This is a genomic window from Olsenella uli (assembly GCF_901212655.1).
Classification (GTDB): Bacteria; Actinomycetota; Coriobacteriia; order Coriobacteriales; family Atopobiaceae; genus Parolsenella; species Parolsenella uli_A.
This window is the reverse complement of the sequence record NZ_CAAKON010000015.1, coordinates 1-21,790: the sequence shown is the minus strand read 5'-3', so window position 1 is coordinate 21,790 and position 21,790 is coordinate 1. Positions and strand designations below refer to the sequence as shown.

Below are 21,790 nucleotides of genomic sequence, written 5' to 3'. Positions count from 1 at the left end.
CGCCTACTTCTCGGACTCCGCCGCGGCGGCCTCAGCGGCAGCCACGAAGCGGTCCTTATAGGCGGTGATAGCGGCCTCGAGCTCCTTCGCCATGGCGTCGTTGACCTTGCTCACGCGCATCTTCTCGCGAAGGTCGTGGCAGCTGGTCTGCAGGTACTGCACGAGACCGGCGCGGAACGGAAGAATCTGGTCCACGGCGAGGCTGTCCATGAAGCCATGGCTGCCCGCGTAGATGACGGCGATCTGGTCGGCCACGTCAAGGGCGGCGTAACGGCCCTGCTTGAGGAGCTCGGTCATGCGAGCGCCGCGGGCAAGCTGATGACGCGTAGCGTCGTCCAGGTCGCTACCAAACTGGGCGAAGCTCTGCATCTCGCGGTAGTTAGCGAGGTCCAGGCGCAGGTTGCCGGCAACCTGCTTCATGCCCTTCACCTGCGCGGAGCCACCCACGCGGGACACTGAGATGCCCACGTCAACGGCCGGGCGCTGACCCTGGAAGAACAGGTCTCCCTGGAGATAGATCTGGCCATCGGTGATCGAAATCACGTTGGTGGGAATATAGGCCGACACGTCTCCGTCCTGCGTCTCGATGATCGGCAGGGCCGTGAGGGAGCCGGAGCCCATCTCCTCGTTGAGCTTGCAGGCACGCTCGAGCAGGCGAGAGTGCAGGTAGAAGATATCGCCAGGGTAGGCCTCGCGTCCGGGCGGACGGTGCAGCGTAAGCGACATCTGACGATAGGCCACCGCCTGCTTGGAGAGATCGTCGTACACGCAGAGGACGTGGCCGCCGGGGTTCTCCTTGCTCGCGGGCTTGCCGTCGGCGCCGTTGTACATGAAGAACTCGCCGATGGCGGCACCCGCCATCGGGGCGATGAACTGCATGGGCGCGGACGAGGAGGCCGGAGCCGCGACGATGACCGTGCGGTCCAGGGCACCGTGGACCTCGAGCGTATGCTTGATGGCCGCGATAGTGGACGCCTTCTGGCCAATGGCCACGTAGACGCACACCATGTCGGTGTCCTTCTGGTTGATGATGGCGTCAATCGCGATGGCGGTCTTGCCCGTCTTGCGGTCGCCGATGATGAGCTCGCGTTGGCCGCGACCGATGGGGATCATCGCGTCGATGGCCATGAGGCCCGTGTGTACCGGCTCGTTGACCGGCGAACGGTCGATGATACCAGGGGCCTTGAACTCGATGGGACGACGGGTGGTCGTCTCAATGGGGCCGTTGCCGTCGATGGGCTGGCCCAGCGGGTCAACGACACGCCCGAGCATGCCTCGACCAACCGGGATGTCCATGACGCGGCCCGTAGTGCGGCACTCGTCGCCTTCCTTGATGGCGTCGACGTTGCCGAACAGCACGGCGCCCACCTCGTCGGAGTCGAGATTCTGCGCAAGGCCGTACACGTGCTCTCCCGTGAGGGAGCTCGTGAACTCGAGGAGCTCGCCAGCCATGGCGCTCTTCAGGCCCTGCACGTAGGCGATGCCATCGCCAATCTCGACGACGTTCGAGACCTCGCGCGTGTCAACGGCGGCCGTAAGGTTGCCTAGCCGCTCCTTGAGCACGTCCGCGATCGTGGACGCATCAATCATTCCCGTCATTTACCGTCACCTCCGACGGATGGGTTCGTAAGTGTCTGTCGCATGTTCTCGAGCTGCGTGCGGATGGACGCGTCGCGAAGCTCGTCGCCCATCTCGAGCACCAGACCGCCGATGATGGCGGGGTCCACGTGCTCCATGAGGTAGACCGGCTTGCCCAGCTCCGACGTCATCTTGCGGATGATGCTCGCGCGGAGTTCCTCGTCGAGCGGCATGGCCGTCGTGACCTCAACGGGCACGGTCGCCGCCTTTACGTCGACGACGGACTTGTACTTGGCAAGCACCATGGGCAGAAGCCTTCGGTCGCTGCCGGTACCGATGACGCCAAGCAACTGCATGACCTCGTCGGTCATCGTTGCGGCGAGCTTGTTGAGGTCGTCGCGGACGCGGGCCTCGTGATGCTCGTTACGCTCGGCGGCGTCGAGGGTCTTGGCGACGAGGCCAGCCTCGGTGGCGTCGAACAGACCGCTCTCGATGGAGGCCTCGTAGTCTCGCGCAACCTCCGGAAGAAGATTCCCCTTGCCCAGCTCGGCCAAGACAAGGACCGTCGAACGCACCTCGGAGACGCTCTCAACAAAACGCTCGAGCGCGTCGAGGGCTTGGGCCTCGGTGCCCACCCTGCTCGCAAACTCAAAGAGCGTGGTAGCGTAGATCTCGACCTTGCGACGGACGATTCGACTAGCGGGCATTGAAGCCACCGACCTCGTCGAGATACTTCTCCACGAGCTTGCGCTGCGACTCCGCGTCGAGGTTCTTATCGATGATCTTCTCCGCCGCGTTCACCGAGAGGTCTGCGATGGAGCCGGTGAGGTCCACCATGGCCGCGCGGCGCTCGCTCTCGACGGTCTCACGCCCGCGGGCGATGATGTCGGAAGCCTGCCTCGTGGCGTCATCGACGATGCGGGCTTGGGCCTGCTGGGCGCTGTTGCGCGCCTCCTCGACGATGGCATCCGCGTCGCGCCGGGCGCTGGCGAGCTTGGCCTTGTATTCCTCGAGCTGCGCCGCGGCCTCGGCCCTATCGTGCTCGGCGGCCTGGATGTCGCCGGCAATCTTGGCCTCGCGCTTCTCCATGTTTCCGAGAATCTGCGGCCAGGCAAACTTGGCAAGCACGACCCAGATGACCACGAAGCCGATGAGAGCCGGAATGAACTCGCCCATCTTGGGGATGAGCAGGTCGACGCCGGACACCGTCTCCTCAGCGAGGGCCGCCGTTGGCGAAAGCGCAGAGGCGAGCACTGCGACCGACGCAGCGCCGGTCAGCCGTGTGGCTATGCTCTTGTTCACCTTCATGCGTGCCTCCAGCATGGTTTCGTATTCCCCAGCCAAGTTACTTGACGATCAGGGCGACAACGAAGCCGATCAGGGCCAGGGCCTCGACGAATGCGGAAGCAAGAATGAAGATCGTGAACAGGTTGCCCTTGACCTCGGGCTGACGGGCCATAGCGGTAGCGCAGCCATACGCAGCCATGCCGATTCCCAGAGCAGCCGCGAGAACGCCGATGGCGTAAGCGATGTTTGCCACAATTCCTCCTTTGACGGTGCCCGCCCTTGGTGCGGGCCAGCCCCTTTGCCATGGGCTGTTTCCTCTTATGTACTCGGGGCCGCCTTGCCCCGAAGGTACCTAGACCATGCCCCGGGTGCCGGGGCGACGCGCTACTCCTCTTGCTCGGCGAGTTGGACGTAGACGCTGGAGAGCAGGGCGAAGACGTAGGCCTGAACGACGGCCACGAGCATCTCCACCGCGTAGATGACGATCATGATGAGCTCCCAGGCAACAGACATGCCTGCCTGGGTGAGGGTTGCCGCATTGACGCCGGCGGCGAGCTGCGTGAAGAACAGGGACGCCATGATGGCGAAAGTGCCCATGACCACGTGGCCGGCGAACATGTTGCAGAATAGACGGACGGCGAGGGTGATGAGCCTAAGGATCGTGGAGAAGACCTCGATGACCCACGCGACAAGGTTCACGGGGAAGGGAACGCCCTTGGGAGCAAGGCTCTTGATGTAGCCCCATGCACCGCGGTTCTTGACGCCTACATATATGAAGTAGACGAACGAGCACGTGGCCACTGCCGCGGTGACGGCGATGGAGCCGGTGCCGGGCTTGGCGCCGGGGATGAGGCCCATGATGTCGTTGATGAGCACGAAGAAGAAGACAGTGGCAAGGAAGGGGAAGTGCTGCTTCCACGTCTTGCCAACCGTGTCGCCAAGAACGTTGTCGCGGAAGTACTCGACGACGAACTCGACGCCGTTCACGAAGAAGCCGTGCGGAACGAGGCTCTTGGACTGCGCCTTGACGAAGGCAAAGAGAAGCACGCAGAGGATGGCGATGCAGACGAACATCCAGAACGTGTACTGAGAGATGCCAAAGGTGCTCAGGTCGCCCGCGACGGGATGGGACACGAACTCGCCGATGAGCTCGTTGACCATGCTTGGCAGCTGTGCGACTAGTTGATCCATGTTGCTCCCTTCCAAGCCCTCATGGTACCCAGCCGCTTTCGCTGCATACGCAATTGGCCCCGTGGGAGCTGGAAGTTATGACATCGAGACAAATGTCCGCGTCGACTCCGCACACCACACTATGACCAGCGTTGCGACGAAGGCAATGCCGCAGGCGCAGAATGCGTCGGCGAGCACAAAGAACGCCACGAGGAGCAAAGCCGAGCTCGTGATGAAGGAGACGATGACGCCAATCATGCCTCGCGTGATGGTTGCCCGACCGTCATGCCGGAGACCAAGCTCGAGGAGCCACACGACCGGAATCGACCCAAACAGGGCGATTCCAATGCCCGTGATGACAGCTATCGTGATGCCCACGATGGCTCGGCCCCCTCACCAAAAGCCGGACGTAGTTTACACCTCATTATTGGGCGGTCAACACCACTTTCGGCTCAATTCGCATCGTTTGTAATCTGCTAGATTAAGCTAACTTGTGCCCTAGTTCGCGTAGGTGCAGGGTGAGCGGGTCGCTCTCGTCCGTAGACGGCAACTCAATAATCGTTTTCATACCTAAACTGTATCTTGGATGTATTTCTCAACTCGCAAACGGGCCCCGAGGACTGCGCTCCCCGGGGCCCGCAACACCAAAATAGATGAGGGGCCGGGCAAGCGCCCGGCCCCTCATCGCGCCTGGAATGCTAGCGAGCGTCCTCACGCATGATCTTCTCGACGCGCTGGCAGTGCCTGCCGCCGTCGAAGTCCGTCTCCAGGAAGATGCGAACGAGCTCGCAGTTGTCCATCGGCGCCACGAAGCGGCCAGACAGACCGATGACGTTACCGTCGTTGTGCTGGCGGAACAGCCTCGCAAAGTCCGGACGGTTGATCGGTGCCGCGCGGACGCCCGGCACCTTGTCGGCCGTGAGGGCCATGCCGATGCCCGTGCCACAGATCAGAATGCCGCGGTCTGCCCTGCCCTCGGAGACGGCGTGGGCAACGGGCGAGGCGAAGTCCGGATAGTCGACGCGGCCGGCATCCGCGGGGCCAAAGTCCTCGACCTCATGGCCGAGACCGCGAACGAAGTCGATAATAAGGTCTTTCTGGCAGAAGCCTCCCTGGTCTGAGGCAATGGCGATACGCATGGGCGTCTCCCTCTCTCGAATGCGCGCGGGCGCGCTATCCCCCACTTGTCAGGAGGTAGCGTAACGCACCCGAACACCTTGCCCTCCGCAAGACTTGCGCAACGTTGGGATAAAGCGATTCACTCGCATGACGCCGCAGACCTTTTGCACAACCCCGGCGCGAAGACGAGGAAGGGCGCCGCTAAATGGCGGCGAGCGTCATGATGACATCTGCCGGAATGGCCCCCTCACGAACGATGCGCGGCTCCGCGCCCGTGGCGTCGACGATGGTCGAGGCCGCGCCGTCGGGGGTTGGCCCGGCGGCAAGGGTAAGGTCGGCCGCCTCCGCGATGCGACGCTCGATGTCATCGGACGTGGCAGGCGAAGGCATGCCATGCGTGTTGGCGCTCGTGACCGCAAGGGGGCCCACCTCGCGCGCGAGAGCGCGAACGAGCGTAGAGTCTGGCACGCGCAGGGCCACCGTCCCGTTTGCGCGACGGTAGTCCTCGGGAACCGCATCGCTCGCACGAACCACCAGCGTAAGCGCGCCGGGCCAGAGCCTCTCAGCGAGCGATCGGGCCCAGGCAGGCACGTCCGCGGCAAGGCGGTCGAGCTCGGAGGGATCAGCCACCAGCAGAGGCAGGGTCTGGGCGAGGTCGCGCCGCTTGATGTCGAAGATGCGCGTGTGCCCGGGATTGCCGGGCGTTGCGGCGGCGCCGATTCCATAGACGGAGTCCGTGGGCATCACGACGACGCCACCGGCACGCAGCACGCGCTCGGCATCGGTGAGGACCCCGGGTGTGGGACTCTCCTGCTCACAGGCGACGATGCGACCCTCCGGCTCATGCCTTGGCGCCTTGGTCGGCAACTCCCCCTCGAGGACAGCGACGAGAAAGCGGGGCCTGCGCGTGAGGTCCTGGCGAACCTCGACGCTCTTCCAGCAGCCCTGTGCCCGGGCAAGCGTGGCGGCATCGTCGAGCGCGTCCTCGTGCAGCTCAACCGCCAGCATGCCACCCGGCACGAGCGCCTTGGGCGCAACGTCAAGGAGGCGGCGGAAGAAGTCCAGGCCATCGGCGCCGCCGGCAAGGGCGAGGTGGGGCTCGAAGTTCGCGACCTCGGTTGGCAGGGCACGCATGACGTCATCGGGAATGTACGGAGGGTTTGACACGAGAACTGCAAACGTTCCCATGAGCTCGGTCGATACGCCGGAGACAAGGTCGCACTCGACGATGTCGACCGCATTCGCGAGACCAAGCGCGTCACGGTTCTCCCGCGCAAGCGAGACGGCGTCAGGCGAGATGTCCGTTGCCGTTACCTGCGTATCGGGCCGCTCGCTCGCGATGGCGCAGGCGACGCATCCCGTGCCGCAACCCACCTCCAGTACGCGAGGCGCATCCATGGCGCTGGCGGCGTCGACGCCCTGAAGCGCCGCGTCCACCAACAGCTCCGTCTCCGGCCTCGGAATGAGAACGCCGGGTTTGCAGAGCACGTCGATGAAGCGAAACGCCGTGCGGCCCGTGATGTACTGCAGGGGCTCCCCCGCAGCGCGACGCTCGATGTAGCCGTGCATGCGGTCGAGCTCGGGCTTGGTGAGCTCGTCGCCAAAGGCCATGTAGAGGCCCGTGCGGTCCTTGCCCGTGGCGGCCGTGAGCAGCCACTCGGCAGAAAGGCGCGCGTGCTCGTCGCCCTTACGCTCGAGATAGCCGCGCGTCCAGTCGAGGCAGCGCTTGATAGTCCAAACGTTCTCTTCAGCCATGGGCCCTCCCTGGGGCAAGAAAAAGCCCGCCGGCGCCTGGGCCAGCGGGCTCACGAGTTCACGAGAAGAATCCTAGACTGCCTTCGCAAGCTTCTCGGCGCGGTCGGCCGCGGCAAGGGCGTCGATGACCTGGCCGAGGCCGTCGCCCAGAAGCACGCCGTTGTAGGTGCCGTTGAACCCGATGCGGTGGTCGGTCACGCGGTCCTGCGGCTGGTTGTAGGTGCGAATCTTCTCCGAGCGGTTGCCGTGACCAATCTGGCTCAGGCGCTCGGCACCCTGCTCGGCCTGCTGGCGCTCGAGCTCGGCCTCATACAGGCGGGCGCGCAGCATCTGCATGCAGACCTCGCGGTTCTGAATCTGGCTGCGCTGGTCCTGGGACTGCACCACGGTGTTGGTGGGCAGGTGCGTGATGCGCACGGCGGAGTACGTGGTGTTGACGCACTGGCCGCCGGGGCCGCTCGCGCAGTAGGTGTCGATGCGCAGGTCGGACGGGTCGATCTTGATGTCGATCTCGTCGGCCTCGGGCAGCACCGCCACCGTGGCCGTGGAGGTCTGGATGCGGCCCTGGCTCTCCGTCTTGGGGATGCGCTGCACGCGATGAACGCCACTCTCGTACTTCATGATGGAGTAGACGCGGTCGCCCAGCACCTTGAACTCGATGGTCTTGAAGCCGCCGGCCTCGGAGGGGCTGCTGGAGAGCAGCTCGGTCTTCCAGCCCTTGGACTCGGCGAAGTTCTGGTACATCTTGTAGAGATCGCCCGCGAAGATGGCCGCCTCGTCGCCGCCCACACCGGCACGAATCTCGACGATGGTGTCCTTGTCGTCGTTGGGGTCGCCGGGGATGAGCATGAACTTGATGTCTTCCTCAAGCTTGGGCAGCTTGGACTCGTTCTCCGAGATGTCTGCCTGGAGCATCTCCTTCTCGTCGGCATCCGTCGCCTCGTGCAGCATCTCCTTGGCGGCGCCAATGTCATCGAGTGCCTGGAGGTACTCGCGCGCTGCCGCCACGAGCGCAGCCTGGCTGGAGTGCTCCTTGGCAAGGCGCGTGTATTCCTTCTGGTCCGACATGACCGAAGGGTCGCCGAGCTTCTTCTCGAGCTCCTCGTAGGCAGCGATGAGCTTTTCCAGTTTGTCGCGCATGATGCTCCTTGCGTAGCTGGCGGGCGAGGCACAGACGGTGCGAGGGCCCCGGTGACCACCCAAAGGTATCTGAGCCTACAAATGGTACCACCATGCAGCCAATTCCATACGCCCATCACGGACGGGCGGCCCGTCGGCCCGAACCCGCGGCGGAACTCGCACCAGAGGCGACTTTGCCACCAGATGCAGTACCGGCACCGAGCCCACAGCCAGCCCCGCGCTGGCACAGCCCTCGATGCCCGCGCGAGGCCGCGCAGGCATCGAGGGCGAGGCAACGTCCCAGGCGCTGGGTTGGAAACCGTCCGTGCGGGGAACACCTATAGGAACCGACGGCAGGAGGCGCGATGGCCACCATACTGGATTACCTCGACTGGCGAGGAGACCTGACCCTGGAGCAAGACCCGTTCAACGAGGTTGACGCCCTCGTGCTCTGCCAACTCTCATACCTACACCTCAACGGGGTAGTGCCAGCACCCGGCCAGGGAAGGGCCGTGAACGTGGCCACCGCGGCGCGAAGGTTCGCCGAGCAGCACGCCGGCGATCCGTCGGGCGGCGCACCCGGAGGCGTCGTTTCGCCACTCACGCCCCAGGTGCTCGAGCGCATGGCGGCATCGAGGCGCTTCAAGGACGCCCAGCTGCTTCGCTACGTGGAACATCTGGACGAGGAGGCCGTCGAGCAGTTCTCCGCCCTGTGCATACGCCTGGGAGACGGCAGCGCGTTCGTGGCCTACCGGGGCACGGACGACACGTTCGCCGGGTGGCAAGAGGACTTTGCCATGACCTACTCGGTCATAGCCTCCCAGCGACTCGCTCTGGACTACCTCGAGCAGACACGGCGCCACGTGCGTGGGCCCCTGCGCGTGGGAGGGCACTCCAAGGGCGGCAATCTGGCCGTCTACGCTGCGGCGATGTCGGGCTGGGGCACACGGAGGCGCATTCGGGACGTTTGGTGCATGGATGGGCCCGGCTTCATCGAAGGCGTCGTGGGCGAGGACACGCTCGCGGCAATCGAGGAGCGCACCCATCGCTACGTTCCGGAGTTTTGCGTAGTAGGGCAGCTGATGGAGCTGCCCGGCCCGCGCATAATCGTTGCCTCCGCCACCTCAGCCGTAATGCAGCACAGCGCCATGAACTGGCAGGTGCTGGGCAACCGCTTCGTTCGCAGAAACGCCATCGACGAGCGCGCCAGGAACTTTGGGCAGGTCTTCTCGGCCGTCATCGACGGCAAGGACGCCGAATTTCGGCGCAGGCTCACGGAAGCACTGTTTCATGCGCTCGGCGAGGGAGGTGCCACGATGGGCGAGCTCACCGAGGGCGCGCCCGGCTCATACCTTCGCGTTGCGCGCGCCTACGCCAGCATCGAGCCAGACATCCGCGAGGCCGTCGAGACCATCGTGGGCTCGCTCGTGGGAGAGTCGCTCTCAAAGGGCCTTGCCGACGCCGGGGCAAGCATCAGCGAGGCCCTCAACCAGCTCTTTGGCGTCAAGCCACAGGACGGTCCCGTGGACGAGGAGGAGCGCGCCGAACCCTAGCGTCTACGCAGCGGGCTGCGTGAGGTCGTAGAGCGTCACGCCCCCACGGCGGGGGACTCGAAGTTCTCGGCAACCCAGGTGCAGGAATCCGCACGCAGACGGCCAGCCTATTGGCAGCAGCTCTCCCCCGCGGATATGCCGGCGGCCACCTCGCGGTCGCGAACGCACGTCAGGGCGGCCACCGCGCACTCGAGCATCCCCTCGTCGGGAACGCGCGTGGTAATCAGCTGCATCTTGAGGCCCGGCCACAACACGACGCGCACCAGGGGATTATCCGGATGAGACCCCGCCCACCTCACCGTTACCTCGTACGACACGCCGGCAACGAGCGGCAGCAGCACGAGCCTCGACAAGAGCACGATGCCGGCTCGGGCAATTCCCTCGGCACCCAGAGAATCCGCGAGAGAGGCAACCGGCACCATCGTGTTCACCACGATGGCGACGAGCATCGTCATGATGAGGAAGGCCGTGCCGCAGCGAACGTGGAGTCGCGAGAACTTGGCGGCGTTCTGGGGCGTGAGCGGCAGCCCGTGCTCGAAGCAGTGAATGGTGAGGTGCTCCGCGCCGTGATAGCCAAAGACACGGGCCATCTCGTGCGTCCTGCCCAAGGCCAGCATGTAGACGATGAGGATAGTCACGCGAAGCACAGCCTCCACGAGGTTCCAAAGCACCGAGTTGTCGGTGGTATAGCTGCCCACGATGAGATTGGCCACCGCCACGGGCACCGCGACGAACAAGACAATGCCCAAAAGCGTGCCCACGAGCGCCGAGCCCAACATGTAGAGCGGGGGCATGCCCTCGCCGTCCGAGGACTGAGCCGAGGACATGGCAACCACCTCTTCATCGGGATGCGCCGGCGCGTCAGCCACCGACGCCCCCGTGACCGGTACTGGGGGCACGGCAGGCGCCGCAGAGACGGAAGGGGCGGGTGCCGCCTCCGTCAACGAGATGCCCGAGGCCAGCGCAGCCGCTCGTTCGCCCGGAACGCGCTCGCGCGAGCCCCATGACGCGACGCCCGAGGCCACTCTGCTGTCAAAGGTCTCGCCCTCGTCGTCGTACGCCTTGTCCGCGGCAACGAACATCGCCCGAAACGACAGCACCATGGACTCGACGAAGGCAACGCAGCCGCGTACGATGGGAAGCCGCTTCCACGAGGCCTTGGCGTCGGGGTTGGCAAGCTCGTGCTCCTCGAGATGGATGCTACCGTCTGGCATGCGCACCGCGGTGGCCCAACTCAGCTTGCCCCGCATCATGACGCCCTCAGTAAGTGCGGACCCACCGATATGCGTGCGAAAGAGCTCGCCCTCCTCGGCGATGCCGCCCATCTCGTCTCGCGCCATTAGCCCTCCCACGCTCCCGCCAAGCTCAACACGCACACACCGCCGAATGCCCGGCTTGTCAGCCATCATAGCCATCGTCGAATAATGGGTACCCTACTACGAACGGGGCCCCAAGGCCCGAGATTCACAGGAGGTCCCATGCCCAAAAAGCGCACGCCCGCCTTTCGTGACGGCCGCTACCGATACACGCTCAGCTCCTACGAGCCGCTTGAGGCCACCATCCCACTTGCCTACGTCACCGACGAGGAGGTTGAGATGAACGCCCGCGCGGTGCTTCGCGAGTACACGGGCTACTCGTCCATGAGGCTTCCGAGCGATGCATGGATCCGCGAGAACCTCGAGGGCGAGGAATCGCTCGACGACCTCTTTGCCTCAATTCGCGAGCAGCTCGAGGCCATCAACGAAGAAGACGCCGCTCGCCTGAAGCCGACCATCTGCCTCGAGGCACTTGCCCAGCGTCTCGAGCAGGAAGTTCCCGAGGAGGAAGTGGAGCGCGATCAGGCAGACCTGCGAAGGGAGTTTGAGGAGCACGTAAAGTCCAACGGCTTCGAGCCGGCACAGGCGCTCCTCGACATGGGCCTCAGTGCCGCCACGTCTGATGCCATGTTCGCCGAGCAGGCCCGCAGGGAGGCGGCAAAGGGGGCAGCCCTCGACGCCTACGCCGACCATTTTGGCATCACCGCCGACACAACCGAGCTGCCCGCCATCCTGGAGCTCTCCCCCACAAGCGCCCGCGACCTCATTGCGCAGGCACGCGCAAACGGCGAGACGGTCGACCTGCTCTTTCAGGCACGTCGGCACAAGACGGCCCAGATAGTGCTTTCCACCTGCCGATTCACCTACGATCAGGAAGCTCCCGAGGCGGCGCACAGGCGCATAGCGGAGACATATCGGATCACCATGCGGGAGATTGCCGTCGCAGACCCTGAGTATGGTGGCGGGAGACACCCGCGCGTGGCCGAACCCCCAGCGCAGGCGCCAGACAGCCGCTCGCACCTGCGGCTCGTCTAGCCTCGTTCAAACAGCCGACCGCTGCACGGCGAGCTTTCCCGCGCAGGACGGCCTCGACACAGCCCGCAAACCGTTGGCTGCAGCACGACGCAAGTCGCATGGCGGCTAACGTCATCCAGCAGCGCACGACGCGCCTCGCACGGAAGCCGGCTTCGTTTGGCTTATCCATCGCAGAGCGCGCAACAAAAAGGCCCCGCACTGCAGATGCAATGCGGGGCCTCACAGCCATATGGGGCGAGCGCTACTCGGCAGCAGCCTCGGTCTCGGCGGCCTCGGCGGGAGCCTCGGTGGCCTCAGCGGCGGCCTGCTCGGCAGCCTTGGCGGCCTCGGCAGCGGCCTTCTTCTCGAACTCGGCGGCACGCTTGGCCTTCGCGGCGGCCTTGGCCTCGCGCTCAGCCTTCTTGGCGGCAGCGGCCTCGGCGGCCTTCTTCTCGCGCTCGGCCTTGGCGGCAGCGGCACGCTCGAGCTGGGCCTTGGCAGCACCGCCGAACTTGTTGGCGAAGCGCTGGACGCGTCCGCCGGTGTCAACGAGCTTCTGCTGGCCGGTGTAGAACGGGTGGCACTTGTCGCACAGGTCGATCGTCATGCTGGGGACGGTCGAGCGAGTGACCCAGGTGTTGCCGCAGCTGCAGCGGACGGTGCACTCGACGTAGTCGGGGTGGATACCCTTCTTCATGGCAGGACTCCTCTTTTGTTCGCGCCCCAGCTTACGGGGCTGTGGAACTCCTCGGCATGGCAACCGGGGATGCCCTGGTTTCCGACCAGGGCGAACAAGCTTTTGAATGGTAGCATGGCAATTATCGAGTGTCACGAAAAAGATGGGGTCTTCGGGCGCATGCGTGCCCAACTCCACGATGCCATCACGCAAGCCACTTCTAAGGGGCTCGCGGGCGCATCTCTGTGAACGGAGCAAAAGGGAGTCGTCATGTTCCTCGCAATTGACGTTGGAAACACGCAGACCACGCTCGGTCTCATCTCTGGGGGCAAGGTGGCCCAGCGCTGGCGCCTCAAGACCGACCGCAACGACACCTCGGACGAGCTCCACGCGCGCCTGCGCAACTTCCTCATGCTGAGGGACCTTGATCTGGAGGTCATCGAGGCGGCGGCCATCGCGAGCGTGGTGCCCGTGCTGACCGACATGTGGGAGATTGCCCTTGGGGACGCCCTGGGAACGAGGCCCTTCGTGGTGCGCGGGAGCCGCGACTGCTGCCTGGCTATAGCCATGCCCTACCCCGAGCAGGTGGGCGCGGACCGCATCGCCAATGCCGTGGAGGCGCGCGACGCCTACGGCTCGCCCGCCATCGTGGTGGACTTTGGCACGGCCACGAACATCGACGTGGTGGACGGCATGGGCCAGTACCGGGGCGGCAGCATCGCGCCCGGCCTCATGCTCTCCGCGTCTGCCCTATTTGCCCACGCGGCAAAGCTCGCGAGCACGCCCATCGAGGTGCCGCCGGCTCCCATCGGCGACACCACGGAGCACGCCATCCAGAGTGGCCTCGTACTTGGCGTGGCCGCCCAGGCAGAGGGTCTCGTGGCCCGCATCAAGACGCAGCTTGCCGAGGAGGCCAAGGGCACGGAGGCCAAGGCGCTGGCGCTGGCTGCGCCCGTCATCGCCACGGGCGGGCTCTCACGCATCATCGGCACCGCCACCGACGTCTTCGACGCCGTGGACATGGACCTCACTCTCCGCGGCATCTGGCGCATCTGGCTGTACCACCAGGGATAACGGATCAGCCACGCCATCAGGCAAACAACAGCCGCCCGCTCTCGATGCCCGAGATTGGCCCGAATGAGGAGCGCCGCGTACTGAGGTACGCAGGCGACGAATGAGGGCCAAGATTGGGCATCTAGAGTGGGCGGAGGCTGGCTTGCTCGCTGGAGATGGTGACTTCCTTTCCGTTCCCCATCTTCACCGTAGCGCGGCCCCAGACGTCAACGGCCACGAAGGTACCAAGGCCCATGACGTTGCCGTTGGGGTAGACCACGCGGACGTGCTTGCCCATGAGGGGCAGGGAGTCAAAGTAGTCCGAGAGGATGGGCGCGAGGGGACCAGCCACGGCACGACCGGCGTTGACCTCGGCCGCCCAAGCGTCACAGCGGGCGATAACGTGATTGCGAATGGCGTGCGCCAGCTCGTCAAAGCCAGGCACGGGCAGCGGGTTGCCTTCGTCGTCCGCACCCACGGCATCGGAGAGCTGAGCGGGCTTGAGAGGATTGACGCTCCCGAGGTTGCCCCCGAGCTTGGGCAGCATGAGGTTCACGCCGATGCCCGCCACGGCAAACATGCCACCCTCGCCGGTACCCGCTTCCATGAGCATGCCGCAGAGCTTGCGGGCGGCGCCAGACTCCAGTGGCTCGCCATCCTCGCCCAGCTCGGGCACCACGACGTCATTGGGCCACTTGAGTGCCGCACGCGTGGCTCCTAGGGAGTGCAGGGCGTCGAGCACGCCCAGGCCACACACGGCGGAAAGGCCCATAAAGTGGCTCATCGGTACGTTGGGGCGCATGAGGATGGAGAGGTAGAGGCCCGTGGAGGGAGACCCCCACACGTGGCCGCGCCGACCGCGCCCCTCGGTCTGCTCGTGCGACGCCACGCAGGAGCCATGCGGCGCCCCAGCGCGACCAAGCGCCATGACGTCGTCGTTGGTAGAGCCCGTGCTCGCAACGATACGCAGTTCGGGCAGGCCATTTGAGGCGTTGTTCTCGTCCATACTCTCTACTCCCAGGAAATCTCGCCGAGGTCGGACCGCACGATGCCCACGCGCTGCTCGCGCGGCAGCACGCGAACGCCCCCGTGCGCAAGGAAGCGCACCGGATTGTGCATAAGGTCCTCCATCGGAACGATCACAAAGTCCCGCTCGCCAAGGCGCGGGTGCGGCAGCGCGAGCTTGCGGCCCGCATGCGTCTCGCCCTCCATCCACACGAGGTCGCAGTCGATGGTGCGCGGGCCGTGGCCCTCCTGGCCCTCCGGACGCTCACGGCCAAGCTGCGTCTCCACATTGAGCAGTTCGTCGATGAGGACGAGCGGTGCCAGCTCCGAGCGAATCTCGCAGACCGCGTTGGCAACCGGCTGGGCGATGCCGTAGGCCGGCTCCGTCTCATAGGCATGACTCACGCCGGTGACGCAGGTGAGCGGAATGGCGTTGATGAGCGAGCAGGCTCGCCCGAGGTAGCCGAGACGGTCGCCCACGTTGGACCCAAGCGCCACGTAGGCGCGGCGCGGGTCTGGGTGGGCGATGGACCAGTAGGCGTTGATGGTCTGGGAGACGTTCGCCACGTCATGCACGCGCAGGATGCGCGCGCCATTCTCGATGGCGGCGATGCAGATGCCCGCCGTGGCGGCGTCGCGCTCGGTTGCCGCCTTGACGCCGGAGACCGCCCCCACGAAGCGCTTGCGGGAGACGGCGCACATCACGGGGTATCCCATCGAGGCCATCTTGGCCGTGGCGCGTTGGATCACAACGTCCTCGTCGGCAAGCTTCCCAAAACCGGGGCCTGGGTCGATGCAGATGCGCTCATGGGACACGCCGGCGCGCATGAGCTCACGCGCCTGGTCGCCAAGGAAGCCCATGATGCGGCGCATGATGGGAGCCTCTTCCGGAAGCGTGAAGCGACGGCCGCTGCCCGCGAGGCGAATCGTCGAGTTGGTGACGCCGCGGGCACTCCGACGCATGACCTCGTCGAGGCGGGCGGATGCGGCGGCGTCGGCCTTGGCGGCAGCCGTGGCCGCGGAGCCCTCGGGCGAGCCCGCGCCAGGCAGGCCGCCCGCTGCCGCCGCGCGGGCGGCGGGTGCGGAGTCCAACGTCACGGACTTGTGGGGCGCGCGCTCGGAGACCTCGCCGGCATGCATGACCACGCAGCCGCAGTCGCTCTCGGCGGCAACGCGCTGCATCTCGGGGTTGGTGAACCCCGTGACGTCATTCACGATGGCGGCGCCAAGCTTCACGGCAAGGCGGGCGACCTCCGGGTGGCGCGTGTCGATGGAAACAAACGCTCCCACGTCCACGAGCGCGCGGATGACGGGCACCACGCGCTTGGCCTCGTCATCGGGGGAAACGGGCTTGAAGCCGGGGCGCGTGGACTCGCCGCCCACGTCGATGATGTCGGCACCCTCGTCGAGCAGACGCATGCCCCACGCAATGGCGGCATCGGGGTCATCGTGGGTGCCGCCATCGGAGAATGAGTCCGGGGTGACATTGAGCACACCCATGATGCGCGGCCTCACCAGCGACAGCTCTCGGCCGCCGCAGCGCCAGGTGGCGTAGTTCTCTCGAAGCATCTGGCCGTCCTTTCCACGTGAAACACGGCACACCGGTGGGCATGCCAGTCAATGAGCCCCTGCTACTTGGTGCCGTCAAAGATCAGCGACATGGCCTCTGCACGCGTGGCCGGATTGCGCTTGAACGCGCCGCGCACTGCCGAGGTGGTGGTGCGGCCCCCCGGCTTGCGCACGCCGCGCATCGTCATGCAGAGGTGCTCTGCCTCCATGACCACGAGCACGCCCAGGGGGTCAAGGTTGCGCTCAACCGCGTCTGCCACCTGAGCGCAGAGGCGCTCCTGCAGCTGCGGGCGCTTGGCATAGACGTCCACCACGCGCGCGAGCTTGGAGATGCCGCACACGCGGCCAGACTCGCCCGGAATGTAGGCAACGTGCGCCGTGCCAAAGAAGGGCAGCAGGTGATGCTCGCACATCGAGTAGAAGGGGATGTCGCGCACGATGACGATCTCGTGGCACTCGGCATCGAACGTGACCTTGAAGAGGTCGTCGGCGTCCTGGTAAAGGCCGCCACACATCTCCTCGTACGCACGCGCCACGCGGGCGGGCGTGTCCAGCAGGCCCTCGCGGTTCGGGTCCTCGCCCATCCCCTCAAGGATGAGCCTCACGCCCTGCTCGATCTTGCTGTGATCCATGTGCCACTCGTCAGCCATGTGCGCCTTTCGCCCGCAATTGTTAACTACAAGATTGTAGCGGGCGAGCACGGGCGCCGCGCAACGATCACAGAAGGTTGGGGCGGCGGCGTTGCCGAGGCGCGCCACGGGCAACGCCGCCGCGCGCCTAGAAGTCGAACGCCTTGGTGATGTCGCACTGCAGCACGAGGTCGGCCTTGCTGTCTGCGGGGGTGGCGTCACGATTGACGATGACGAGGTCGTCGCCCTGGAAGTACTGGACGAGGCCGGCCGCCGGATAGACCACGAGGCTCGTGCCTCCGATGATGAGCATGTCCGCGCGCGCAATCTGGTGAAGGGCCTCGCGCATCACGCCGTCATCGAGAGCCTCGCCGTAGAGCACTACGTCAGGCTTGATGCGCCCGCCACACTCGGGACAGGATGGGACGCCCGTCGTGTCCATGACCCACTCGGCCGAGTACACCTTGCCGCACCTCTGGCATACGTTGCGATGCACGGAGCCGTGCAGCTCCAGCACGTTCTTGGAGCCGGCGGCCTGATGCAGCCCGTCGATGTTCTGAGTCACCACGGCAGTCAGCTTTCCCTCCCGCTCCAGCTCGGCAAGCTTCTTGTGCGCCTGGTTGGGCTTGGCGGCGAGGGCAATCATCTTCTGACGGTAGAAGTCGAAGAACTCCTCCGGATGCGTGAGGTAGAAGTCGTGGGAGAGCATCGTCTCGGGCGGATAGGCGAACTTCTGGTGATACAGGCCATCGACACTGCGGAAGTCCGGTATGCCGCTCGCCGTTGAGACGCCGGCCCCTCCAAAGAAGATGACGCGCTTGGCATGGTCGATACGGCGGGAGAGCTCAGCCGCCGCCACCTTGGGATCTGTGACATATGCAGACATGGGGCCTCGATTCCTCGAAAGACGAAGGCCGATGCACGTCGATGACGCGCACCGGCCTCTTGACCAGAGCATACTCGCTATGTGGCTGCGCCGCGAAGTGCGCAGGCGCCCTCGGGCCTAGGCGTCCTCTCGCGTCGGCACGCCCAGAATCCTACGGCCCAGCTCGGTGACCTCGTACTCGTTCTCAAGCTGGCCACCATTGCGCAGGTAGCGCGCGCGAATTTCCAGCAGCCCCTTGTCGCCAAGGGAACGCAGGCTGTTGCGAATGGTGACAACGCTGCGGACGAGCTCCTTGGAGAGCTCGCTCACGCTCAGCACCGCCGGACCATCGGACCGGCTTGCGATGTAGCGCATCAGCGCATATTCCGTCTCGTTGACGCGCACACCCTGAGGGCTGTCAAACCTCACGCGCTTGGTCATTTCCGCCTTCCGTTCCTGCCGCGGGCGCGCATCGTGACGCCGGCGGCAACGAGAGCGGCGACCGCGACACCAAAGCCCGCGATGACGGGCGGCTTGGTGGTGTCGCTGGCCTGGGGGGTCTGCTTCTTGGCCTGCTCCTTGGGGCCCGGCGCGGTGGTGCCGTTATTGCTGGACTCGCCCGGCGTGGTTGGGGTGCCAGGGGTCTCCGGCGTGGAGGCGCAGACCGCAAACGCGGCCGCAAGGCCCACAACCGCGCGTCTCACCCCCTTACCAAAATTCTTAAATCCCATATCCCCCTCCATCCCGTTATCGGCATGCCCGCACGCAACGGAATGTGAGTTCTGTTGCATAACGCATTTCCTTAGATGGGTGCCGCATGCAGCGGAGACGCTTTAAAAAGGGTTCGGGAAAGCCGTACGTTTCTTCAAGGCCATCTTTAGTTTGCGTGTAAGGGAAACCTGTTGGTGAGTGGTATGATAGCTAGAATTATGCCTAGCTGGGAACACATATGTGCAGCCGGCGGAGTTCAATTCGCGCAACAGAACTCACATTCCGTTACACACCGCATGTACCGGTCATTTCTCGACCTTATTTATATTGTCTGTCACTTCTTTTCGCTTGTTGGTTATACCTTTGCCAGTACGACGATTTGCGCCATCTCGTGGCGTAGGGGCGCATTCGGACGCAATCCTAGACGAGCAACCCGAGGCTAGAAATCTGACGCTCACGCTCAAGGCCTGTCGTGGCCACGTAGATGCGCGTCGTCTCGACTCGCGAGTGTCCCAAAATCTCGCTGAGGGCGTCTATGTCGTGGTAGGCCTCGTAATAGGAGAGCGCAAACAGGTGGCGCAGGTTGTGCGGGTACACCTTGCTCTCTCCCACGCCGGCGAGATGAGCGAGGCGCTTCATCGTTCGCCACACGCAGGTGCGGTCAAGCGGCCGGCCGGCCGAGGTCCTCAACACCGGGCCCCTCTGCACGCCGGCGTCGCGAGCGTACGCAAGCAATTGCTCGCAGAGCGAGGGCGGAATCCAGACGCTTCGCACCTTGCCCTTGTTCTCGACCGTCGCCACGTGGCTCTTGGCAGCAGCCACCGTTACAAACCGCAGCTCACTTACGCGGATGCCCGTGGAGCACAGTGTTTGGAGCAGGAGCAGCGCCCGCCTGTCGCGCGCCTGGCGCGCGGCGTGCAGCAGGCGTCGATAGTCACGTCTCGTCAGCTCTTGCTCCGGTCGTCGGAACCGGTCGCTTTGAACGCGGAGCCTTCGCAGGCACAGGCCCTCCATACCAGCATTGGCGAGGTAGCCATTGATGGCGGCAATCGCCACGTTCACCGTCGAGGGTGCAAACGCCCCCACCAGCCACGCCTTATAGGCAACGAGGCTCGCCTTTGACACCGTGCCCCCACTTCGGTCGAGATAGAGAAGCAGCCGCCTCACCTCCCTCACATACTTCTCGACCGTCCTCGGCGAGAGCTCGCGCTCCACGAGGAGCGCGCGAAACCACTCGAGGTCGTCTTGCGGCCCGGCGCCAATGGCGCTCGCTTGGCCGACGGTGCCCTCCCGACTAGCTACCTGCCTTCGCATGGTCCATTCGTCTCCTCTCTACACGAGCTGATCCGGGCCCAACTGCCCGACAGCCCGCCTCCCCGGCAGTCGGGTGCGGCGCGCTATAGTCGTTAGGCACAACTCGAGAGGGGCAAGCACATGCGGCCAAATAACAGTCTTGAGACAAACGTACCTGGCGTTGCCCTGGTACTGGAAGGCGGGGGCATGCGTGCTGCCCATACGGCCGGCATCGTGGCTACCTTCATCGAACATCGTATGTGGTACCCATATGTGTGTGGCGTCTCGGCTGGGTCCTCGAATTCCGTCAATTACCTCTCTCGCGACGCACTGAGGACGCGGCGCTCGTTTGTAGAGATAGCCGACGACGAGCGCTTCGGCGGCATCGGGTCGCTTGCCCGCCGCAACGGGTTCTTCAACGCAGACTTCCTCTACGACGGCGCCATTCAAGACGGAACCCTCCCGTTTGACTGGGAGACGTTCCGCGCCAACCCGGCCCAGCTGCGCATACAGGCCTTCGAGCGTGACACGGGACGCACCGTCACCTGGACCAAGGAGGACATGGCCACACCGCTCGACATGGTGCGCCGCGTGCGCGCGGGCTCAACGATGCCGTTCATCATGAGGCCCATAGAGATCGACGGGCGGGTCATGTTGGACGGAGGTTTGGGCGAGGGGGCAGGCATACCCCTTCACCTCGCCGAGCGCGATGGCTATGAGCGCTTCGTCTTTGTGGCAACGCGACCGGCAGGCTACCGCAAGAAGCCGATGGGACGCGGGCAGCGCGGCCTCATGCAGCGTGTCTGCGCCGGCAGGCCCCATGTGTTTGAGGCGCTGTCCACGCGCGCGGGGCGCTACAACGCTGCCCTCGGCCACGTGGAGGAACTCGAGCGCGAGGGACGGGCGCTCGTGATCCGCCCCGAGGTCATGCCTATCAAGAACACCGAGACGCACGTTGACAGGCTCGCCAAGGTCTACGCCGCAGGTCACGCACTTGCGGAGCGCAATATGGACCGCTGGCGCGAGTGGCTTTTCGGCTAGGGGACAGCACGAGCATGAGAGCTCGGGTAGGCGGGGTGGCCGCAAGGTCTCGGGCGGGCGGCGAGCGCACGACGGGCGCGTGTACAATCGAGCGCGGCAGATTGACACGGGCGTCGGCGATCAAAGCCGGCGCCGTTGCATGAGGAGTACCCATGAGCAACCCCCGCGAGCTGCGGCTCGTTTCCTGGAACGTCAACGGCCTGCGCGCCGTCATGAAGAAGGACCCGAGCTTCACCGAGATTGCCGAGTCCCTCGACGCAGACGTTCTTGCCCTGCAGGAGACCAAGCTACAGGAAGGCCAGCTGGAACTTGAGCTACCCGGCTACCACCAGACCTGGAGCTACGCCGAGCGCAAGGGCTACTCGGGCACGGCAGTGTTCAGTCGCGAGGAGCCGATACAGGTGCTGCACGCAGACGCCCTCCTGCCCGTGGCGCACGAAGTGCTCTCCGCCGAGGACGAGGAGCTCGTGGCCGTTGCCGCCACGGAGGGTCGAGTGTGCGCGCTCGAATTCCCGGCCTACTGGTTCGTGGACGTCTACACCCCCAACGCGCAGGGCGAGCTCGCCCGCCTGGACACGCGCCTTGCCTGGGACACCGCCTATCGCGAGTGGCTAAGCCGGCTTGTCGAGGAGAAGCCCGTGGTGACCTGCGGAGACTTCAACGTGGCGCACGAAGAGATTGACCTCAAGAACCCCAAGAGCAATCGCGGCAACGCAGGCTTCTCCGACGAGGAGCGCGAGAGCTTCACCAAGCTCCTGGACGCCGGCTTCACCGACACGTTCCGTACTCGATTCCCCGAGCTCACCGGTGCCTACAGCTGGTGGAGCTACCGCTTTAACGCCCGCAAGAACAACGCGGGATGGCGCATCGACTACTTCCTGGTCTCGAACGACATCGCAGGCCGCGTGACCGGCGCCTCGATCCTTTCCGAGGTCTTCGGCAGCGATCATTGCCCCGTCGAGCTGAGCATCGAGCTGTAACCGGGCTTTTCGGCCGCGAGGCCGGCTCCCTCGCGCCCTCGCGCCCTCGCGCCCTCG

Annotated in this window: 23 protein-coding genes; 5 read left to right on the top strand and 18 right to left on the bottom strand. The window is 65.1% G+C overall.

The annotated features are described in order from the left end of the window. Positions 1-3: 3 nt before the first annotated feature. From atpA to prfA, 9 genes are all read right to left on the bottom strand, one after another. Positions 4-1,599 (bottom strand): F0F1 ATP synthase subunit alpha, encoded by a 1,596-nt coding sequence (gene atpA / locus EFAMC2_RS02465; protein ID WP_154026668.1) that lies wholly within the window; start codon positions 1,597-1,599, stop codon positions 4-6. Next, positions 1,596-2,285 carry a FoF1 ATP synthase subunit delta gene (locus EFAMC2_RS02460; RefSeq protein WP_154026666.1) on the bottom strand — a complete coding sequence of 230 codons (690 nt, stop codon included), beginning with the start codon at positions 2,283-2,285 and terminating at the stop codon, positions 1,596-1,598. The genes atpA and EFAMC2_RS02460 overlap by 4 nt, the downstream gene beginning before the upstream one ends. Then, positions 2,275-2,901, bottom strand: coding sequence for a F0F1 ATP synthase subunit B (gene atpF / locus EFAMC2_RS02455; RefSeq protein ID WP_261979994.1), 627 nt, complete (start codon positions 2,899-2,901; stop codon positions 2,275-2,277). The genes EFAMC2_RS02460 and atpF overlap by 11 nt, the downstream gene beginning before the upstream one ends. Positions 2,902-2,923: 22 nt before the next feature. Beyond that, complete coding sequence (locus EFAMC2_RS02450) at positions 2,924-3,118, bottom strand: ATP synthase F0 subunit C (RefSeq protein WP_154026664.1); 195 nt, start codon at positions 3,116-3,118, stop codon at positions 2,924-2,926. A gap of 131 nt (positions 3,119-3,249) precedes the next feature. Further along, positions 3,250-4,056, bottom strand: a complete 807-nt coding sequence (atpB, locus tag EFAMC2_RS02445) for a F0F1 ATP synthase subunit A (RefSeq protein ID WP_154026662.1) — start codon at positions 4,054-4,056, stop codon at positions 3,250-3,252. A 75-nt stretch (positions 4,057-4,131) separates the two neighbouring features. Continuing rightward, a complete protein-coding gene (locus EFAMC2_RS02440; RefSeq protein WP_154026660.1) occupies positions 4,132-4,413 on the bottom strand; it encodes a hypothetical protein in 282 nt (93 codons plus the stop codon). 320 nt (positions 4,414-4,733) lie between these two features. After that, positions 4,734-5,174 carry an RpiB/LacA/LacB family sugar-phosphate isomerase gene (locus tag EFAMC2_RS02435; RefSeq protein WP_154026658.1) on the bottom strand — a complete coding sequence of 147 codons (441 nt, stop codon included), beginning with the start codon at positions 5,172-5,174 and terminating at the stop codon, positions 4,734-4,736. Positions 5,175-5,355: 181 nt separating this feature from the next. Next, the gene (prmC, locus tag EFAMC2_RS10435; protein ID WP_154026656.1) at positions 5,356-6,909 is read right to left on the bottom strand and encodes a peptide chain release factor N(5)-glutamine methyltransferase; all 1,554 of its coding nucleotides are present in this window, start codon (positions 6,907-6,909) and stop codon (positions 5,356-5,358) included. 72 nt (positions 6,910-6,981) lie between these two features. Further along, positions 6,982-8,049 carry a peptide chain release factor 1 gene (gene prfA, locus EFAMC2_RS02425; protein WP_154026654.1) on the bottom strand — a complete coding sequence of 356 codons (1,068 nt, stop codon included), beginning with the start codon at positions 8,047-8,049 and terminating at the stop codon, positions 6,982-6,984. 344 nt (positions 8,050-8,393) lie between these two features. Between prfA and EFAMC2_RS02420 the strand changes: the two genes are divergently transcribed. After that, entirely contained in the window at positions 8,394-9,581 is a 1,188-nt protein-coding gene (locus EFAMC2_RS02420) for an Mbeg1-like protein (RefSeq protein WP_154026652.1), read from the top strand. Between the two features lie 107 nt (positions 9,582-9,688). Here the strand turns inward: EFAMC2_RS02420 and EFAMC2_RS02415 are convergent, their stop codons facing one another. Beyond that, the gene (locus EFAMC2_RS02415; protein WP_261979993.1) at positions 9,689-10,921 is read right to left on the bottom strand and encodes a DUF1385 domain-containing protein; all 1,233 of its coding nucleotides are present in this window, start codon (positions 10,919-10,921) and stop codon (positions 9,689-9,691) included. A 138-nt stretch (positions 10,922-11,059) separates the two neighbouring features. Between EFAMC2_RS02415 and EFAMC2_RS02410 the strand changes: the two genes are divergently transcribed. Further along, on the top strand, positions 11,060-11,932 hold the full coding sequence (locus tag EFAMC2_RS02410; protein ID WP_187325103.1) for a hypothetical protein: 873 nt from the start codon (positions 11,060-11,062) through the stop codon (positions 11,930-11,932). 241 nt (positions 11,933-12,173) lie between these two features. On the opposite strand, the gene rpmE is transcribed toward EFAMC2_RS02410, so the two are convergent. After that, positions 12,174-12,608 (bottom strand): 50S ribosomal protein L31, encoded by a 435-nt coding sequence (gene rpmE / locus EFAMC2_RS02405; RefSeq protein WP_154026648.1) that lies wholly within the window; start codon positions 12,606-12,608, stop codon positions 12,174-12,176. A gap of 249 nt (positions 12,609-12,857) precedes the next feature. Here rpmE and EFAMC2_RS02400 point away from each other — a divergent pair, with 249 nt between their 5' ends. After that, positions 12,858-13,661: a type III pantothenate kinase gene (locus EFAMC2_RS02400; RefSeq protein WP_154026646.1), complete on the top strand. Its 804-nt coding sequence runs from the start codon at positions 12,858-12,860 to the stop codon at positions 13,659-13,661. Between the two features lie 121 nt (positions 13,662-13,782). Here EFAMC2_RS02400 and EFAMC2_RS02395 read toward each other — a convergent pair whose 3' ends face one another. From EFAMC2_RS02395 to EFAMC2_RS02365, 7 genes are all read right to left on the bottom strand, one after another. Then, a complete protein-coding gene (locus EFAMC2_RS02395) occupies positions 13,783-14,646 on the bottom strand; it encodes a biotin--[acetyl-CoA-carboxylase] ligase (protein ID WP_154026644.1) in 864 nt (287 codons plus the stop codon). 5 nt (positions 14,647-14,651) lie between these two features. After that, positions 14,652-16,214 carry a dihydropteroate synthase gene (folP, locus tag EFAMC2_RS02390; RefSeq protein WP_154026642.1) on the bottom strand — a complete coding sequence of 521 codons (1,563 nt, stop codon included), beginning with the start codon at positions 16,212-16,214 and terminating at the stop codon, positions 14,652-14,654. A 62-nt stretch (positions 16,215-16,276) separates the two neighbouring features. Continuing rightward, positions 16,277-16,846, bottom strand: coding sequence for a GTP cyclohydrolase I FolE (gene folE / locus EFAMC2_RS02385; RefSeq protein ID WP_261979992.1), 570 nt, complete (start codon positions 16,844-16,846; stop codon positions 16,277-16,279). A gap of 145 nt (positions 16,847-16,991) precedes the next feature. Then, a complete protein-coding gene (locus tag EFAMC2_RS02380; RefSeq protein WP_154026638.1) occupies positions 16,992-17,729 on the bottom strand; it encodes an NAD-dependent protein deacylase in 738 nt (245 codons plus the stop codon). A gap of 117 nt (positions 17,730-17,846) precedes the next feature. After that, positions 17,847-18,137: a hypothetical protein gene (locus EFAMC2_RS02375; RefSeq protein WP_187325102.1), complete on the bottom strand. Its 291-nt coding sequence runs from the start codon at positions 18,135-18,137 to the stop codon at positions 17,847-17,849. An 8-nt stretch (positions 18,138-18,145) separates the two neighbouring features. Then, positions 18,146-18,439, bottom strand: a complete 294-nt coding sequence (locus EFAMC2_RS02370) for a hypothetical protein (RefSeq protein WP_154026634.1) — start codon at positions 18,437-18,439, stop codon at positions 18,146-18,148. A 400-nt stretch (positions 18,440-18,839) separates the two neighbouring features. Beyond that, positions 18,840-19,733: a tyrosine-type recombinase/integrase gene (locus EFAMC2_RS02365; protein ID WP_154026632.1), complete on the bottom strand. Its 894-nt coding sequence runs from the start codon at positions 19,731-19,733 to the stop codon at positions 18,840-18,842. Positions 19,734-19,853: 120 nt separating this feature from the next. Here EFAMC2_RS02365 and EFAMC2_RS02360 point away from each other — a divergent pair, with 120 nt between their 5' ends. Further along, positions 19,854-20,753 (top strand): patatin family protein, encoded by a 900-nt coding sequence (locus EFAMC2_RS02360; RefSeq protein WP_154026629.1) that lies wholly within the window; start codon positions 19,854-19,856, stop codon positions 20,751-20,753. Between the two features lie 152 nt (positions 20,754-20,905). After that, entirely contained in the window at positions 20,906-21,733 is an 828-nt protein-coding gene (locus tag EFAMC2_RS02355; protein WP_154026627.1) for an exodeoxyribonuclease III, read from the top strand. Positions 21,734-21,790 lie beyond the last annotated feature (57 nt).

Coding starts and splice junctions, on each gene's coding strand:
- atpA (WP_154026668.1), bottom strand. CDS start 1,599: ATGACGGGAATGATTGATGCGTCCACGATCGCGGACGTGCTCAAGGAG.
- EFAMC2_RS02460 (WP_154026666.1), bottom strand. CDS start 2,285: ATGCCCGCTAGTCGAATCGTCCGTCGCAAGGTCGAGATCTACGCTACC.
- atpF (WP_261979994.1), bottom strand. CDS start 2,901: ATGCTGGAGGCACGCATGAAGGTGAACAAGAGCATAGCCACACGGCTG.
- atpB (WP_154026662.1), bottom strand. CDS start 4,056: ATGGATCAACTAGTCGCACAGCTGCCAAGCATGGTCAACGAGCTCATC.
- EFAMC2_RS02435 (WP_154026658.1), bottom strand. CDS start 5,174: ATGCGTATCGCCATTGCCTCAGACCAGGGAGGCTTCTGCCAGAAAGAC.
- prmC (WP_154026656.1), bottom strand. CDS start 6,909: ATGGCTGAAGAGAACGTTTGGACTATCAAGCGCTGCCTCGACTGGACG.
- prfA (WP_154026654.1), bottom strand. CDS start 8,049: ATGCGCGACAAACTGGAAAAGCTCATCGCTGCCTACGAGGAGCTCGAG.
- EFAMC2_RS02420 (WP_154026652.1), top strand. CDS start 8,394: ATGGCCACCATACTGGATTACCTCGACTGGCGAGGAGACCTGACCCTG.
- EFAMC2_RS02415 (WP_261979993.1), bottom strand. CDS start 10,921: ATGGCGCGAGACGAGATGGGCGGCATCGCCGAGGAGGGCGAGCTCTTT.
- EFAMC2_RS02410 (WP_187325103.1), top strand. CDS start 11,060: ATGCCCAAAAAGCGCACGCCCGCCTTTCGTGACGGCCGCTACCGATAC.
- rpmE (WP_154026648.1), bottom strand. CDS start 12,608: ATGAAGAAGGGTATCCACCCCGACTACGTCGAGTGCACCGTCCGCTGC.
- EFAMC2_RS02400 (WP_154026646.1), top strand. CDS start 12,858: ATGTTCCTCGCAATTGACGTTGGAAACACGCAGACCACGCTCGGTCTC.
- EFAMC2_RS02395 (WP_154026644.1), bottom strand. CDS start 14,646: ATGGACGAGAACAACGCCTCAAATGGCCTGCCCGAACTGCGTATCGTT.
- folP (WP_154026642.1), bottom strand. CDS start 16,214: ATGCTTCGAGAGAACTACGCCACCTGGCGCTGCGGCGGCCGAGAGCTG.
- folE (WP_261979992.1), bottom strand. CDS start 16,846: ATGGATCACAGCAAGATCGAGCAGGGCGTGAGGCTCATCCTTGAGGGG.
- EFAMC2_RS02380 (WP_154026638.1), bottom strand. CDS start 17,729: ATGTCTGCATATGTCACAGATCCCAAGGTGGCGGCGGCTGAGCTCTCC.
- EFAMC2_RS02370 (WP_154026634.1), bottom strand. CDS start 18,439: ATGGGATTTAAGAATTTTGGTAAGGGGGTGAGACGCGCGGTTGTGGGC.
- EFAMC2_RS02365 (WP_154026632.1), bottom strand. CDS start 19,733: ATGCGAAGGCAGGTAGCTAGTCGGGAGGGCACCGTCGGCCAAGCGAGC.
- EFAMC2_RS02360 (WP_154026629.1), top strand. CDS start 19,854: ATGCGGCCAAATAACAGTCTTGAGACAAACGTACCTGGCGTTGCCCTG.
- EFAMC2_RS02355 (WP_154026627.1), top strand. CDS start 20,906: ATGAGCAACCCCCGCGAGCTGCGGCTCGTTTCCTGGAACGTCAACGGC.